At 35.5% G+C, this 16,300-nt stretch carries 9 protein-coding genes; 5 read left to right on the forward strand and 4 right to left on the reverse strand.

Features of this window, described 5'->3' with window-relative positions; all coding sequences use genetic code 11:
- The first annotated feature begins 8 nt into the window (after nt 1–8).
- Nucleotides 9–320, forward strand: a complete 312-nt coding sequence (locus M4I44_RS10110) for a DUF3467 domain-containing protein (protein WP_017496730.1) — start codon at nt 9–11, stop codon at nt 318–320.
- Between the two features lie 332 nt (nt 321–652).
- On the opposite strand, the gene M4I44_RS10115 is transcribed toward M4I44_RS10110, so the two are convergent.
- Nucleotides 653–2,245, reverse strand: a complete 1,593-nt coding sequence (locus M4I44_RS10115) for a peptide chain release factor 3 (RefSeq protein WP_017496731.1) — start codon at nt 2,243–2,245, stop codon at nt 653–655.
- Between the two features lie 154 nt (nt 2,246–2,399).
- Nucleotides 2,400–3,842 carry an alpha-amylase gene (locus tag M4I44_RS10120; RefSeq protein ID WP_249967202.1) on the reverse strand — a complete coding sequence of 481 codons (1,443 nt, stop codon included), beginning with the start codon at nt 3,840–3,842 and terminating at the stop codon, nt 2,400–2,402.
- A gap of 538 nt (nt 3,843–4,380) precedes the next feature.
- On the opposite strand from M4I44_RS10120, the gene M4I44_RS10125 reads away from it, so the two are divergent.
- Both M4I44_RS10125 and M4I44_RS10130 read left to right on the forward strand, forming a co-directional pair.
- The gene (locus M4I44_RS10125; RefSeq protein ID WP_017496733.1) at nt 4,381–5,814 is read left to right on the forward strand and encodes a peptidylprolyl isomerase; all 1,434 of its coding nucleotides are present in this window, start codon (nt 4,381–4,383) and stop codon (nt 5,812–5,814) included.
- A gap of 78 nt (nt 5,815–5,892) precedes the next feature.
- Nucleotides 5,893–6,846, forward strand: a complete 954-nt coding sequence (locus M4I44_RS10130) for a MoxR family ATPase (RefSeq protein ID WP_017496734.1) — start codon at nt 5,893–5,895, stop codon at nt 6,844–6,846.
- Nucleotides 6,847–6,907: 61 nt separating this feature from the next.
- Here the strand turns inward: M4I44_RS10130 and xrtN are convergent, their stop codons facing one another.
- Together xrtN and M4I44_RS10140 are read right to left on the reverse strand one after the other, a co-directional pair.
- Nucleotides 6,908–8,143: an exosortase N gene (gene xrtN / locus M4I44_RS10135; RefSeq protein ID WP_249967203.1), complete on the reverse strand. Its 1,236-nt coding sequence runs from the start codon at nt 8,141–8,143 to the stop codon at nt 6,908–6,910.
- Complete coding sequence (locus M4I44_RS10140) at nt 8,143–10,641, reverse strand: XrtN system VIT domain-containing protein (RefSeq protein WP_249967204.1); 2,499 nt, start codon at nt 10,639–10,641, stop codon at nt 8,143–8,145. Before M4I44_RS10140 ends, xrtN begins: the two co-directional genes overlap by 1 nt.
- 443 nt (nt 10,642–11,084) lie before the next feature.
- Between M4I44_RS10140 and M4I44_RS10145 the strand changes: the two genes are divergently transcribed.
- Both M4I44_RS10145 and M4I44_RS10150 read left to right on the forward strand, forming a co-directional pair.
- The gene (locus M4I44_RS10145; protein WP_017496737.1) at nt 11,085–13,856 is read left to right on the forward strand and encodes a bifunctional aconitate hydratase 2/2-methylisocitrate dehydratase; all 2,772 of its coding nucleotides are present in this window, start codon (nt 11,085–11,087) and stop codon (nt 13,854–13,856) included.
- 125 nt (nt 13,857–13,981) lie between these two features.
- Nucleotides 13,982–16,246 carry an aconitate hydratase gene (locus M4I44_RS10150; protein ID WP_249967205.1) on the forward strand — a complete coding sequence of 755 codons (2,265 nt, stop codon included), beginning with the start codon at nt 13,982–13,984 and terminating at the stop codon, nt 16,244–16,246.
- Nucleotides 16,247–16,300 lie beyond the last annotated feature (54 nt).

The following is a 16,300-nucleotide window of genomic DNA, read 5'->3' on the forward strand; positions in this document are numbered from 1 at the left end:
AGGAACCTATGAGTAATCCGAACCAACAACAAGAACAGATTAATATCGAGTTAGATGAAACTATTGCAGAAGGAATTTATTCTAATCTGGCGATTATCAATCACTCATCATCAGAATTTGTTTTAGATTTTGTGAGTATTATGCCTGGTATTCCTAAAGCCAAAGTAAAGTCAAGAATTGTCTTGACACCACAACATGCTAAAAGATTATTAAAAGCAATTGGTGAAAATATTCATCGTTTTGAAGTCGCTCATGGCGAAATCAAAGAGACAGAACAAGCTCCAATACCGCTTAATTTTGGTCCTGCGGGACAAGCATAAACTTTAAAAGCCCCAGTAATGGGGCTTTTTTTATAAGTAGGGTGAATCTGTGATAGTTTTTAAAGTTACACAATGAAGATTTATATCATTTTTGCAAACGTTGGTAAGTTTGTTTTGAAGTAAGTATGAAATGCTGTTCAACGGATTTATTTTTACTTTCGTCGACAAAATTTCTTGTTTTAAATGAATTGTGCTAGCTTGCGACTGCTTATATAAAAAGAGATTAATTTTTGAAGTATAAAAACTAATTAAGGTTGGATTAATTCAAATTAAAAAAAAGCGCTAATTGTAAAAAATTAGCGCTTTTTTTATAGCTGAAATTTTGAAATTTCTTAGTCAAATTCCGAAGTGAAGAACAGTTTCACACTTGGGTATTTGCTTTGTGTCATTTGTATCGTGAAGTCAGAATCGGCAAGGAATACCAACTGACCGTATTTATCATGTGCAAGGAATTTTTGTTTAATACGCTTAAATTCTTTGAATTCATCATTTTTAGCATCATCTGGTTTTACCCAGCAAGCTTTGTGAACCGGAAAGTTTTCATAAGTACATTTTGCACCATATTCGTGCTCTAAACGATACTGAATTACCTCGTATTGAAGCGCTCCAACAGTACCAATTACTTTACGGTTGTTCATTTCTAAGGTAAACAACTGCGCCACACCTTCATCCATTAACTGGTCCACACCTTTGTCTAATTGCTTAGCTTTCATCGGATCGGCATTGTTAATGTATCGGAAATGTTCAGGAGAGAAACTTGGAATTCCTTTGAAACTCATTATTTCACCTTCCGTTAAGGTATCCCCAATTTTGAAATTTCCAGTATCGTGTAGTCCAACAATATCTCCCGGATAAGAAATATCTACAATTTCTTTTTTCTCTGCAAAGAAGGCATTCGGACTCGAGAATTTTAAATTTTTCTTTTGGCGAACGTGGTAATAAGGTTTGTTTCTTTCAAAAGTTCCTGAAACAATTTTAATAAAAGCCAAACGGTCTCTGTGCTTAGGATCCATATTCGCGTGAATTTTGAACACAAAACCGGACATTTTTTCTTCTTTTGGGTCAACCAAACGGGTTTCAGAATCTTTTGGTCTTGGTGACGGAGCAATGGTAACGAAACAATCTAACAATTCACGAACTCCAAAATTGTTCAATGCTGAACCAAAAAAGACAGGTTGCAGTTTACCATCTAGATAATCCTGACGATCAAATTTTGGATACACTTCGTCAATCAGTTCTAATTCTTCACGAAGTTTTTCAGCAGCTTTTTGACCCACAATTTTATCTAATTCCGGATTGTTCTGAACATCAGAGAAAGCGATTGTTTCTTCGATATTTTTACGACTGTCTCCGCTGAAAAGATTGATGTTTTCTTCCCAAAGATTGTAGATTCCCTGAAAATCGTAACCCATACCAATTGGGAAACTTAAAGGCGTAACCGTAAGTCCAAGCTTTTGTTCTACTTCGTCCATCAAATCAAAAGCATCTTTTCCTTCACGGTCTAATTTGTTGATGAAAACAATCATAGGAATGTTACGCATTCTACAAACTGCGACTAACTTCTCCGTTTGTTCCTCGACCCCTTTAGCAACGTCAATTACAACAATAACACTATCTACAGCAGTTAAAGTTCTAAAAGTATCTTCAGCAAAATCCTTGTGTCCCGGAGTATCAAGAATGTTGATTTTTTTGTCTTTATAATTAAAAGCAAGTACAGAGGTTGAAACCGAAATACCTCTTTGGCGTTCGATTTCCATGAAATCACTCGTTGCTCCTTTTTTAATTTTATTGTTTTTTACAGCTCCCGCTTCCTGAATAGCCCCTCCAAACAACAATAATTTTTCAGTTAAAGTTGTTTTTCCGGCATCAGGATGCGATATAATTCCAAATGTTCTTCTGCGTTGTATTTCTTTTAAAAAGCTCATATTTCGTATAAATAGGTTGCAAAAGTACTATTAATTACGGCTTAATAAAAATATTCACTTCTTAAATTGGGAAGACTTGCGTTTATTGAAGTTATGTAGTTAAAAAAAATAAGGCTGTTTTTATAGAACAGCCTTAGAATTACAAGTTTTTAAATTATTGATTAATAGACCAAATGGAATATCCTTTTGGAGGGCATTGTATTTTTACCCATTTATCCGCTTGAGTAGTAGGGTACCAGGTTGAATTTCCGGTAAAATCTTTAATTTGAGTATTGGCCCAATTCGTCTGAATCCATCTTTCCTGCCAGGTATCAGAGTTGTTAATGTAAACAACCAATCCGGGATTTCCGTTGTAACCGTTTCTTCTGGCGATATACTCGTCATTGTCGGCGTATAAAATAGAAGTGGTTCCGGTCGCTTTATTGTTGTGTATCCAGATCAGATTGTTTAGTTTGTTCTTGTCCAGCCATTCTTCATAATCTCTGTAGAAAATGGTAGGATAGCCTTCATGGGTCAGGATGTAAGAATAAGCAAGTAATTTACTCCAGATTTCATCAGTATCATGATTGGTTACGAAGGTTACGGCTTTGTACGGATTTCTTTTCCACATCATATCATCATTCAAAAGCGCCAGATTATTTCCGTCAAAAGCATCATTCATCTTATAGTAACAAGCAAAATCGAATACAGAGCTGTTAGCATTGTTTGCCCAGTCGTTCAGAGTATTTACATTAGAATCCCATAATTCACCAACAGAAAAACCACCTACATTTGCATTCCATGAGTTTACCACCCAAGCGCCAAAACCTTTTACATAATCGAATCTCCAGCCGTCAAATTTCATGGTATTTTTGTAATATTTTCCCACTCCGTCAGCTCTCAGCCATAGCCAATCTTGTACATGTGGGTTGGCGTGGCATAAATCAGGGAAACCGCCAAATGCGCCTTCATCATTGTTACCATAGCTGTTTTTGTAAAAATCGTTATAATTACGAGTGAATTTTCCCGAAGCAACTCCGCTAAAATTAGTCCAGGTGTTTGTTCCGGTAAAAGGATTTGCTTCCGACTGTCCACCGCTATTGTGATTGATCACAATGTCTGCGTATACTTTTAAATTCTCGGCATGTGCGTTAGTAATTAAGTTAACCAGTTCGGTTTTTGAACCAAAACGGGTTTCGACAGAGCCATTTTGGTTGTAATCTCCAAAATCAAAATAATCTGTAGGGTCATATCCCATAGAGAAGGCGCCGTTTTGTGCTTTAGAAGCAGGAGGAAGCCATATCGAACCAATCCCTGCGTTAGACCAGGCAGTTACTTTACTGCTCACCGTATTCCACCAGGTCCCTCCCGAAGGAACATCCCAGTAAAAGGCCTGCATCATAACGCCGCCTCCGGGATTGTCTACGTATTTTCCGGTTGATGATGAATTAGAAGTTCCGGTACTAAAGGGTCTTCCGTCATGATGCGTAACATTAATAATTTCGAATTGTTCGCTCTGAGCTTTAGAATCTTTCTCAGTGGTTTCATTTTGCGAACACGAACCAAAAAATGCAGTAATTGCTGCAATCAGGTAAAGTTGTAGAATTGGTTTTTTCATGATTTTCGGTTTGGTTTAAAAAGTTAATAAAGTTTGTAATTACAGCTTTAAGAGGTAAAAAGAGTTGTTATTCGTAATTTATTCCTCTTTAAATTATCAATTACATATCTAAAGTATGTGTTTTTTGATTTCATTTGATTTTACGGGAAATTAGTTATCCAACGAAAACGTTGTAGTATGGATAACTTTTTTTATGGTAGGGGAGTTTAATAGCTTGGAATGTAATAGAGTATAGCTGTACAACCCATTTTTTCAGAGTTTAAAGATGATTTTCGCTGGTTTTTCGAAACCATTGAACGAGACTTAGAAGTTAGTTCCTTTGAAAATTGAGATACATCTCTATAATTTTTTGTTAATAGTATAGCCGATAGTTGTATTATGTAATTGAATTGTTATTTTTGTTCGTTATAAGTCAAAAGGAACTAGATCATAATTGTTTAATATTTCAGGAATTATACGACTGAAATATTTTTAAAATGATTTTAGTTTATGACAAATTCTAAAGCAGGATCTTTACATTCAAATTAAATTTTAAATAATGTTATTAAAAAAATTAGCGCTAAAAACAATTGATTTCCGATACGTGTTGACAATGTGTTTTTTATTTTTTTTCAACTCAATTATTTCGGCACAAGAAGTTATTAAGGATACAGTAGTCAGCAAACCTGCCATTACGATGACATCCGGACAGAAGTTGAAAGTTGATGGTATTATTGCTACAGTTGGAGATTATATTGTTTTAGATTCAGATATTGATAAAGCATTTTTAGAGATTTCAGCACAGGGCGGATCTACAAAAGATATTACAAGATGTCAGATGTTAGGGAAGCTTTTAGAAGATAAACTTTATGCACATCAGGCAATTCAGGATAGTATCGTAGTGAGTGATGCCGAAGTAAGAAGCATGATGGACGAGCGATTGAATTATATGATACAGCAAGTGGGTGATATTAATAAAGTGGTAGCCTATTATAAAAAGAATTCTGTAGAGGAATTTAAGACCTATTTTGCAGATATCTTAAAAGAACAAAAATTGGCGTCAGAAATGACAAAGAAAATTGTTGATGCTGTAGAAATAACTCCTGAGGAAGTTCGTAACTTCTTTAAGAAGATTCCTAAAGAGGAATTACCGACTTTTGGAGCTGAGATGGAAGTAGCACAGATTGTTGTGGAGCCAAAGGTTTCCAAAGAGGACGAGCAGAAGGTAATTGACAGACTGAATGCGATAAGGAAAGATGTTCTCGAGGGATCCAGTTTTGCGACAAAAGCAGTATTGTATTCACAAGATCCGGGATCTGCACCGACGGGTGGTTTTTATAAAATGACCCGAAAGACTCCTTTTGTGAAAGAATTTAAAGATGTAGCTTTTAGTTTAGCACAGGGAGAGATTTCCGAACCTTTTAAAACTACTTTCGGATACCATATTATCATGGTTGAAAAAATTAAGGGACAGGAAATTGAATTACGACATATTTTGATTCCGCCAACAGTTTCTGAAAATGCATTGAAAGAAGCAAAAGAAAGGATCACCAATGTTAGAAATAAGATTATAAATAAAGAGATTACTTTCGCAGAAGCTGCAAGAACAGAATCTGATGAAAAAGAGACAAGAGCAAACGGAGGAACACTGGTAAATCCAAATACTCAGGATACCCGTTTTGAACTGACTAAAATGGATCCGACTTTATACGGTCAGGTTTCAAATTTGAAAGACGATGAAATTTCACAACCGCTTTTAAATACAGATGATAAAGGGAAAAAAACATATAAGATAATCACAGTTACCAATAGAATTGAGCAGCACGTGGCAGATTATGCTAAGGATTATACCAAAATTAAAGAATTGGCATTAAAAGAAAAGCAGATCACGACAATTTCAAAATGGTTTGATACTAAAATTAAAGATACCTATATCAAAATTATTGGAGAGTACAGAGATTGTAAGTTTGTTTACAATTGGCTAAAAAAATAATTTTTATTAAATAAAGAAAAAGAGTTAGTTTTATGAATTCATAATACTAACTCTTTTTAATTTTAAAAACATATCTAAATGTCTGACGTAACAGCAATTCATAATTTAGTTCAGAAACGAAACGAATTAAAAAACGAAATAGCAAAAATTATTGTTGGCCAGGATGCCGTAGTTGACCAAATTTTACTGTGTATATTTTCAGGTGGTCATGCTCTTTTGATTGGTGTACCGGGTTTGGCAAAAACTTTAATGATTAATACTTTGTCTCAGGCTTTAGGTTTAGATTTTAAAAGAATTCAGTTTACGCCGGATTTAATGCCTTCAGATATTCTGGGAAGTGAAATTCTGGATGAAAACAGACATTTTAAATTCATTAAAGGGCCTATTTTTTCCAATATCATTTTGGCTGACGAGATCAACAGAACTCCGCCAAAAACACAAGCGGCTTTACTGGAGGCCATGCAGGAGCGTTCTGTTACCATTGCGGGGCAAAACTATAAGTTAGATTTACCTTATTTTGTATTAGCTACTCAAAACCCAATTGAGCAGGAAGGAACTTATCCGTTACCGGAAGCACAGTTAGACCGTTTTATGTTTGCCATAAAGCTGGAATATCCAACTTTCGAAGAAGAAGTTCAGGTAGTGAAGCGTACGACTTCTGATGCTAAGACAGTCATTAACCCATTATTCAGTGCACAGGAAATTATTGATTTTCAACATTTGATTCGCAGAATTCCCGTAGCCGATAATGTAATCGAATATGCGGTAACTTTAGTGAGTAAAACACGCCCTGATAATGCTTTGTCGAATGATTTTGTTAAGAATTATTTAGATTGGGGAGCAGGACCAAGAGCTTCACAGAATTTAATTTTGGCAGCAAAAGCGCATGCCGCTTTCAATGGGAAATTCTCGCCGGATATTGAAGATGTAAAAGCAGTGGCAACTGGAATTTTAAGACACAGAATTATTAAAAATTATAAAGCAGATGCTGAAGGGATAACAGAAGAAGTTATTATTAAAAAACTGATGTAACAGATTCAATAAAAATAGCAGAAACTCAAACTAGAATTCATTACTAGTTTGGGTTTTCTATTTAATTTGATTTTGAGGTTTCGTTTATTAAAAAAATCGGTTGGCCATAAATCAATTTTATAAGTAAAACTTCAATAAGAGAGCTGTATTTTTTGCCATTAGATTCGTACCACCAATACGATGTATAATTTTGGTTGTCTTTCTCCATTTTATTAAACCATATTTCTTCTTTGTTTATCAGGACTTTCTTGGATTCAATAATTTTGTATCCGGAGCCTGTCCAGCAAACCATCGGATTATGAGAGGGTGTTTTTATATAAGTCAATTTCTCGGCAGTTTCAATTTTAAAAACCTCCTTGTTTACCCAAGAGCCTTTTTTTGTATGATACTCAGAACTAACTTCCTGATGAAAATTAGTTTCTGTTTCATTTTTGATTTTTATACTGGTTGCTAAAAGGACTGTAAATGATGCAAGTACAATAAGGATTTTTGGTTTGATTTTGTTTGCATCATTGTTTTTTATTTTTGGTTTTATATACTTAATAATGAATAGCATCGGTATAATTTGATAAACAGTAAAACAGATTAAACCAATGGCGTGATGCAAAAAGTTTTCCTGAGTGCAATTGAAAAAAATTAAGGTTACGATTCTAAAATAATTAGAGGTAATATTGAGCGCTATTATAAGTAAGCAGAAAGAGAGTATCTGAAAAACGCCGTAATATTGTTTGAGCCTTCTTTCTTCCAGAGTCATTAAAATGGCGCCAAATAACAATCCCGTCTTAAACATAGACAACCCCATGCAAGCAGTGTCGATGGTAATTTTAGCATTATTGATGTAAAAATTGACACCTTCGATTTTATTTATAGGTATAAAATTCTTTAGTGTCAGATAAACGATATAACAAAGACCCTGTTTTATTTCTGAGGTTAAGTGTGCAAAAAAAGCACTAAAAAGGGTCGAGAATAAAACAAGGCAAATAAAAGCAATAAAGGAAAATTTCCCTGTAAAATAATGGAAAACGAAACACAGAAATAATAGTATAGAAAGAAAATGAACCGATTTTGTGTTTAAACGCCAGCTGATGAATTCTAATAATAGAATACTTAGAACTAAAAAATAATTAATTCTGAAATTTGTTTTTCTCCCGCCAACGATAAAAAGACAAAGAGAACCCAGAATCCCAAGGAAATCGTTGTTTAGATTTAAAACCAATATCTTGCTGTTTATTGCAAAAAGCAATAAGATTGCAAAAACAGCAAGTATTGTTTTTTTATGTAGAATTAAATCCTTCATTAATTCGTTAATTTTTGCTTTCTGTAATAGAATAAAATGGCCGATGAAACGATGAATAATAGTGCCCATTCGTGCGGTTCAGGTACAGCTCCGTCATTGTTGATAGATGCATTTCCTAAGGTATTAACGTTTTTCTCAATCCCATTGTTTTCGTAATCTTCATCAGTTTCCAGTACGATTAAAGAAGAAATTGGAGTTACAATATTGGCATCTTTTGCCAGGTCAACATATTTGTTTTGTTTTAAAGTGTCAGCCTGAATTTCGACCTGATCGTTTAAAACTTTTCCAAAACAGAACATTCTGTATAAATGATTTGAACCGGTATGAGCTGTTTGCTGAATTGCTGAATTTTCATGGATTGAGATTCCGGCAGTTTCTAAATTAATACTGTTTTCATTAGTTTGAAATTTTATGAAATGCTTTTTGCTGATAAGGTCTGTACAAGTATTAAGATTTGTTTGTATAAAATTCACATATTTCTGCTCCTTTGCGGTCTGCCAAAACGGATTTATTTCGTTCGAGATATTGATAACTTTTAAGCCTTTGTCTTTTGTTCCTTTTCTTATTTTTTCTAAATATTTTGAAGATTCTAACTCTTCAAAGTTCGAAGAAAAGGTACCGCATTTTGTGATAATCAAAGTATTTTCCTGTAAATCATAAAGGGGCAGAAGGGAATAATTCAATTCATTAAATTGGTTCCAGATATTTTCGTAATTAGACACATTGATTTCTTGTTTTGTATTATTTATAAGGACAAAATATTTGGTTTTCGAGAGATTGAGTATCGATTCAAGTTCTTCTATTTTCCAGTTGTTGTTAAGATCAAGAATAATTTCGCTTGGTGTAAAAGAGATTCTTTCTTTAATAAGCGGTTTTACTTCATAACTTTTGTTTTTCCATACAAAGGCACTGTTGGAAGGTTTTTTGCTTAAAGGAAATTCTGCTTCCCATCTGTCCAGACCTTTAGATTCATTTATGTGGTAATTACCCGCAAAGTCAAAATCTTTTGAAGTCTTAAATTCGTTATTTCCTTTAACCTGAAATCTCGAAATAGTCGCAGCATTATTGATGTTTGGACCTTTTATGCTCAAACTTTGATAGATCAGTTTATCGTCTGCAGCTTTTAAAGGTGTTGTAAAGCCACATTTAAAAGTTCGGGGTAATTCGCTTGTAATTGGAAATACGCGAACTGTAACTCTGTTTCCTTCTTTCCATTGCATCAATGAAGGGTCTCTTGCCTCAATACCCACAACCTGATTATACGCTTCTTTTGCTTTTTCTTTGGTAGTCAAAACACCTTTTCTTTCTATTCCGTTAACCCACAATGACAAAGAAGTGGCAACAGAGCCTTCAGGTAGCTGGAAGGAATAAATAGCTTCTTTCTGACCCCTGCTTTCTTCTTCGCAGACCACATCCATTGTAATCTCGGTATAAGCGAGTCTGTCATTTGGATAAATTTTTACATCTTCCTTAATGTTTTTGGTAATAAGATCTCGTCCGCTCCATAATTGCTCTTCGGATTCAAGTCTTTTATTAAAATTAGATTTCAGAATATTGACTTTATCATCATCGCTTAAATTGATGTTTTCTGCAAAATGATAAGCGATATTTAAAAAAGGATTGTGAGTCTTTCTTTCGTGATACTGAACATTGTTATTAAATCTGCCAAAACCATCTAGTTCAAAGAAGTTTTCCGATGCAATGTATACAATGTTTTTCTTTAGCAGAATTTCATTCAAAAAATTAGGTTTAAGATTCTGAGAAACTTTAATGTAAGTGGGTAAATCGTTATTTTCTTCAAATGTTTTGGTAATGCCATATTGGTTTATTTTTTGACTTTCCCTATTTAATAAAAAAGTAAATACAATCAGGCTGGTTAAAATGATTCCGATGCCTGAGAAGAATGCATAGGTGTTGTTTTTTTGTTCAAAAAGAACTTTAGACAGGATGTAAGTATGAATTGTAAGTACAATCCCGGGCACTAATCCATAAAAACCTAGTCCTAAAGCAAGAATTCCTATAATAGAAAACATGCTTATTGGTATCAGGAATACAGCATAATATACGATTAAGAGATAAGAACAGCCGTTGATGAAATAAGAGATAAAGTTAATGTTGCGATTTGTTATTTCGCGATTGTAAATTACAAAGTTTGAAAAGCAAAACAGAAACGTTGTGCAATACACCCAAAGGGGTAAATTTTCGAAAACATTTACATAAACATTGGTAGAGAAACATCCGATAAACCAATTGAGAAATAAGAAAGGAAGTAAATGAAGATAGTTCTTTTTGTTTCTTAATAGGTTGTAAGTAAGGATCGCACCGTACGGGAGCAGAATAATGATGTTGAGTACAGAAAGCATTTCAAAGCTTTCGTAATCTGATTTATTTCCCAATAAAGAAAGTGCTAGCATCGTTGTGCTGAATAGCGTAATAATAAGGCTGATTTTTACTCCAATTTGATCGTTTAAAAAAGAGTTTATTTTGGTTGTACTCATGGAAAGTGTTTTTTAATTAAAAGAACTTTGAATTACAAAGTTATAATAATAATTGAAAAATAAACTTTTTGTTTCGTTTTTTTGACTTAAAGATTTCTTTAAATATTCTTAATGATTTTTTGGTTTTGAAAGAGGCAGATTGGAGAAGACAAATCGGTTACTATAACGTTATAATCGCTTATTTAGAAAGGTTCTTCGTTAAAGTTGGGGTAAAATCTCACTTCATTTATACTGTTAAATTTCGACTTTGCTAAAGAAAGGATTTTAAAATGGCAATAATTCATTTTTTTAATATAAAATTGAAATTTTGGCAAAAATAAGTAATGAAAATTGTTTTTTAGCAATAATAATGTTTGAAAAGGCGAGTTCTGTTATATTTTTTTTAATTCTCGGCTTTAATAGCTAAATTTGCAAACAAAAAATAAAAAGACTTCTATAATATTATGAATACTTATCAAGATTACATTAAAGAAATCGAGGAAAGAAAAGGCCAAGGTCTTCATCCAAAGCCAATCGATGGTGCAGAATTAGCAAGCGAAATCATTTCACAGATTAAGGATGTTAACAATCCGTATAGAGAAGATTCTCTTAAATTTTTTATTTATAATACTTTGCCGGGTACTACAAGTGCTGCTGGTGAAAAAGCTGAGTTTTTAAAGGAGATTATTCTTGGAGAAGCTGTAGTAAGTGAAATTACTCCTGCTTTTGCGTTTGAATTATTATCTCACATGAAAGGTGGTCCTTCTATCAAGGTGCTGCTTGATTTAGCTTTGGGTAATGATGTTGCCATTGCAAAAGATGCAGCAAAAGTTCTTAAAACACAGGTTTTCCTTTACGAAGCAGATACAGATCGTTTAGTAGAGGCATTCAAAAATAATAATGAAGTTGCGAAAGAAATTCTGGAAAGCTATGCACAAGCAGAATTCTTTACAAAACTTCCGGAAGTAGCTGACGAAATTAAAGTAGTTACTTTTATTGCCGGTGAAGGAGATATCTCAACAGATTTACTTTCTCCGGGTAATCAGGCACATTCGCGTTCAGATCGTGAACTTCACGGACAGTGTATGATTACACCACAAGCACAGCAGGAAATTAGAGCTTTACAGGCACAACATCCTGATAAAAGCATAATGTTAATTGCTGAAAAAGGAACAATGGGAGTTGGTTCTTCAAGAATGTCAGGTGTGAATAACGTAGCACTTTGGACAGGAAAACAATCAAGTCCATACATTCCATTCGTAAATATTGCTCCAATTGTTGGAGGTACAAATGGTATCTCTCCAATTTTCTTAACTACAGTTGATGTTACCGGTGGTATTGGTCTTGACCTTAAAAACTGGGTTAAAAAGGTGGATGCAGCAGGTAATGTTGTGCGTAATGAAAATGACGAACCAATTTTAGAGCAAACTTATTCTGTAGCTACAGGAACTGTTTTAACAATTAATATTAAAGAGAGAAAACTTTACAATGGAGATCAGGAGCTGATCGATATTTCTAAAGCATTTACTCCTCAAAAAATGGAATTTATCAAAGCAGGTGGTTCATATGCTATCGTATTTGGTAAAAAACTTCAAACATTCGCAGCAAAAACTTTAGGGGTTACGGCTCCGGTTGTATTTGCTCCTTCAAAAGAAATTTCTCATGACGGACAAGGTCTTACAGCAGTAGAAAAAATCTTTAACAGAAATGCTGTAGGTTCGACACCTGGAAAAGTATTACACGCTGGTTCTGATGTTCGTGTTGAAGTAAATATTGTAGGTTCTCAGGATACGACTGGTCTTATGACAGCTCAGGAATTAGAATCTATGGCGGCAACTGTAATTTCACCAATCGTTGATGGTGCTTATCAGTCAGGATGTCACACTGCTTCAGTTTGGGATAAAAAAGCGCAGGCAAATATTCCTAAGTTGATGAAGTTTATGAATGATTTCGGTTTAATCACAGCTCGTGACCCGAAAGGTGTTTACCATTCAATGACAGACGTAATCCACAAAGTATTAAACGATATCACTATTGATGAGTGGGCTATTATTATTGGTGGTGACTCTCATACGAGAATGTCAAAAGGGGTTGCTTTTGGTGCGGATTCAGGAACAGTTGCTCTTGCATTAGCGACAGGAGAGGCTTCTATGCCAATCCCGGAATCTGTAAAAGTAACTTTCAAAGGAGATATGAAAGGATATATGGATTTCCGTGATGTGGTTCACGCTACACAAGCTCAGATGTTGCATCAGTTTGGTGGAGAGAACGTATTCCAGGGTAGAATTATTGAGGTTCATATCGGTACGTTAAATGCAGATCAGGCGTTTACATTTACAGACTGGACAGCAGAGATGAAAGCAAAAGCTTCGATCTGTATTTCTGAGGATGATACTTTGATCGAATCATTGGAGATTGCTAAAGGCAGAATCCAGATTATGATCGACAAAGGAATGGATAATGACAAACACGTTCTTCAGGGATTAATCAATAAAGCAAATAAGAGAATTGAAGAAGTGAGAACTTCTGAGAAACCAGCTTTAACACCAGATTCAAATGCTAAATACTATGCTGAAGTTATAGTTGATTTAGATCAGATTGCTGAACCAATGATTGCCGATCCGGACGTAAACAATGCTGATGTTTCTAAACGATACACTCACGATACGATCAGACCGTTATCTTTTTATGGAGGAGAGAAAAAAGTAGATCTTGGATTTATCGGATCTTGTATGGTTCACAAAGGCGATATGAAAATCCTTGCTCAAATGTTGAAAAACGTAGAAGCGCAAAAAGGAAAAGTTGAATTTAAAGCGCCTTTAGTTGTTGCTCCGCCTACCTACAATATCGTAGACGAATTAAAAGCAGAAGGTGACTGGGAAGTTTTACAAAAATACTCTGGTTTTGAGTTTAACGATAGCGCTCCAAAAGGTGCAGCACGTACAGAATACGAAAACATGTTGTACTTAGAGCGTCCGGGATGTAACCTTTGTATGGGGAACCAGGAAAAAGCAGCAAAAGGAGATACCGTAATGGCAACTTCTACACGTCTTTTCCAGGGAAGAGTTGTAGAGGATACTGAAGGTAAAAAAGGAGAGTCTTTACTTTCTTCTACACCGGTTGTGGTATTGTCTACAATCTTGGGTAGAACTCCAACACTAGAGGAGTATACCACTGCAGTTGAAGGAATCAATTTAACTAAGTTTGCACCTTCAAACAAACAGTTAGTGATGTAATCTACGATTAGTTATAATCATTATATATAGAGAGCCCGAGTGATAAACTCGGGCTTTTTCTTTAATAACTCCTCTATTTTTTGTAACTTGGGATGTTCAAAAAAAACACAAAAACAATTATACTTATGGCTTTTGATATTGAAATGATTAAAAAAGTGTATGAGAACATGCCCGGTCGTGTTGATAAAGCACGAGAGCTTGTTGGTCGCCCACTTACGTTAACAGAGAAAATTTTATACAATCACCTTTGGGACGGAGCACCGTCTCAGGTGTTTAAAAGAGGAGTAGATTATGTTGATTTTGCCCCGGATCGTGTAGCCTGTCAGGATGCAACAGCACAGATGGCATTATTGCAGTTTATGCATGCTGGAAAATCTAAAGTAGCAGTACCTACAACAGTACATTGCGATCACCTGATTCAGGCAAAAGTAGATGCTGCAACCGATTTGGCAAGAGCAAAAACACAAAGTAACGAGGTTTTTGACTTCCTTTCATCGGTTTCAAATAAATACGGAATTGGCTTCTGGAAACCGGGAGCAGGAATTATCCATCAGGTTGTACTTGAAAATTACGCTTTTCCCGGCGGAATGATGATCGGTACTGATTCTCACACCGTAAATGCAGGTGGTTTAGGAATGGTTGCGATTGGTGTTGGTGGAGCTGATGCTGTAGACGTGATGTCAGGTATGGCTTGGGAGTTGAAGTTTCCAAAGCTAATAGGAGTAAAGCTAACCGGTAAGTTGTCAGGTTGGACAGCTCCTAAGGATGTTATTCTTAAAGTAGCCGGTATACTTACGGTAAAAGGTGGTACAGGAGCTATTGTTGAGTATTTTGGTGAAGGAGCAACTTCTATGTCTTGTACCGGAAAAGGGACTATTTGTAACATGGGTGCCGAAATTGGAGCTACCACTTCAACTTTTGGATATGATGCTTCTATGGGGCGTTACCTGCGCTCTACAAACAGAGCCGATGTTGCCGATGCTGCCGATAAAGTGGCCTCTTATCTAACAGGAGATCCGGAAGTATATGCTAACCCGGAACAATATTTTGATCAGGTGATCGAAATTAATTTATCTGAATTAGAACCGCATTTAAACGGCCCTTTCACTCCGGACTTAGCGACTCCAATATCTAAAATGAAAGAGGAAGCTATTAAAAATAACTGGCCTTTACAAATTCAGGTAGGGTTAATAGGTTCTTGTACCAATTCGTCTTACGAAGATATTTCCCGAGCGGCTTCTTTAGCCCGACAGGTAAGTGCGAAAAACTTAAAAACAAAATCTCAATTTACAATTACGCCGGGTTCTGAAGTAGTTCGTTATACCATCGAGCGTGATGGTTTTATTGATACCTTTCATAAAATTGGAGCGACTGTTTTTGCTAATGCCTGCGGACCTTGTATTGGTATGTGGGACAGAGACGGAGCAGAGAAAGAAGAAAGAAACACCATTGTGCACTCTTTCAATCGTAACTTCTCCAAACGTGCCGACGGTAACCCAAATACTTTAGCATTCGTTGGTTCTCCGGAATTAGTAACGGCTATGGCTATTGCAGGAGATTTAAGTTTTAATCCGTTAACAGATACTTTAATCAATGAAGACGGAGAAGAAGTAATGTTAGAGGAACCTACAGGAGACGAATTGCCTCCAAAAGGATTTGATGTTAAAGATCCGGGATTCCAATCCCCGGCTGAAGACGGTTCAGGAGTTCAGGTAGTGGTAAGTCCAACATCTGAGCGTTTGCAATTATTAGCGCCTTTTGATGCCTGGGACGGTAAAAATATTACGGGGGCTAAATTGTTGATCAAAGCATTCGGAAAATGTACTACCGACCACATTTCTATGGCAGGACCATGGTTGCGTTTCCGTGGACATTTGGATAATATTTCGAACAATATGCTGATTGGTGCCGTAAATGCCTTCAATCAAAAAACAAATTCGGTTAAAAATCAATTAACAGGGCAATACGATGCTGTTCCTGCTGTAGCACGTGCCTACAAAGCTGCCGGAGTTCCATCTATTGTTGTGGGAGATCATAACTACGGAGAAGGTTCTTCGCGTGAGCATGCCGCTATGGAGCCTCGCTTTTTAGGAGTTAAAGCGGTGTTGGTAAAATCTTTTGCCCGTATCCACGAAACCAACCTTAAAAAACAAGGTCTTTTAGGATTGACTTTTGCTAATGAAGCTGATTATGATAAAATCAAGGAGGATGATACTATTAATTTTACTGATTTAACCCAGTTTGCTCCCGGAAAACCATTAACATTAGAGTTTGTTCACGCTGATGGCACTAAAGATATTATTCTGGCGAACCATACATACAACCAAGGTCAGATTGGCTGGTTTGTTGCAGGTTCAGCTTTAAATTTAATTGCTGCAGGAAAAGCCTAATCATTAAGATTCATTCCTATAAAAAAAGCTCTGTGAAAACAGAGCTTTTTTTTA

The sequence above is a fragment of the Flavobacterium sp. B183 genome, from assembly GCF_023539155.1.
GTDB lineage: Bacteria > Bacteroidota > Bacteroidia > Flavobacteriales > Flavobacteriaceae > Flavobacterium > Flavobacterium tructae.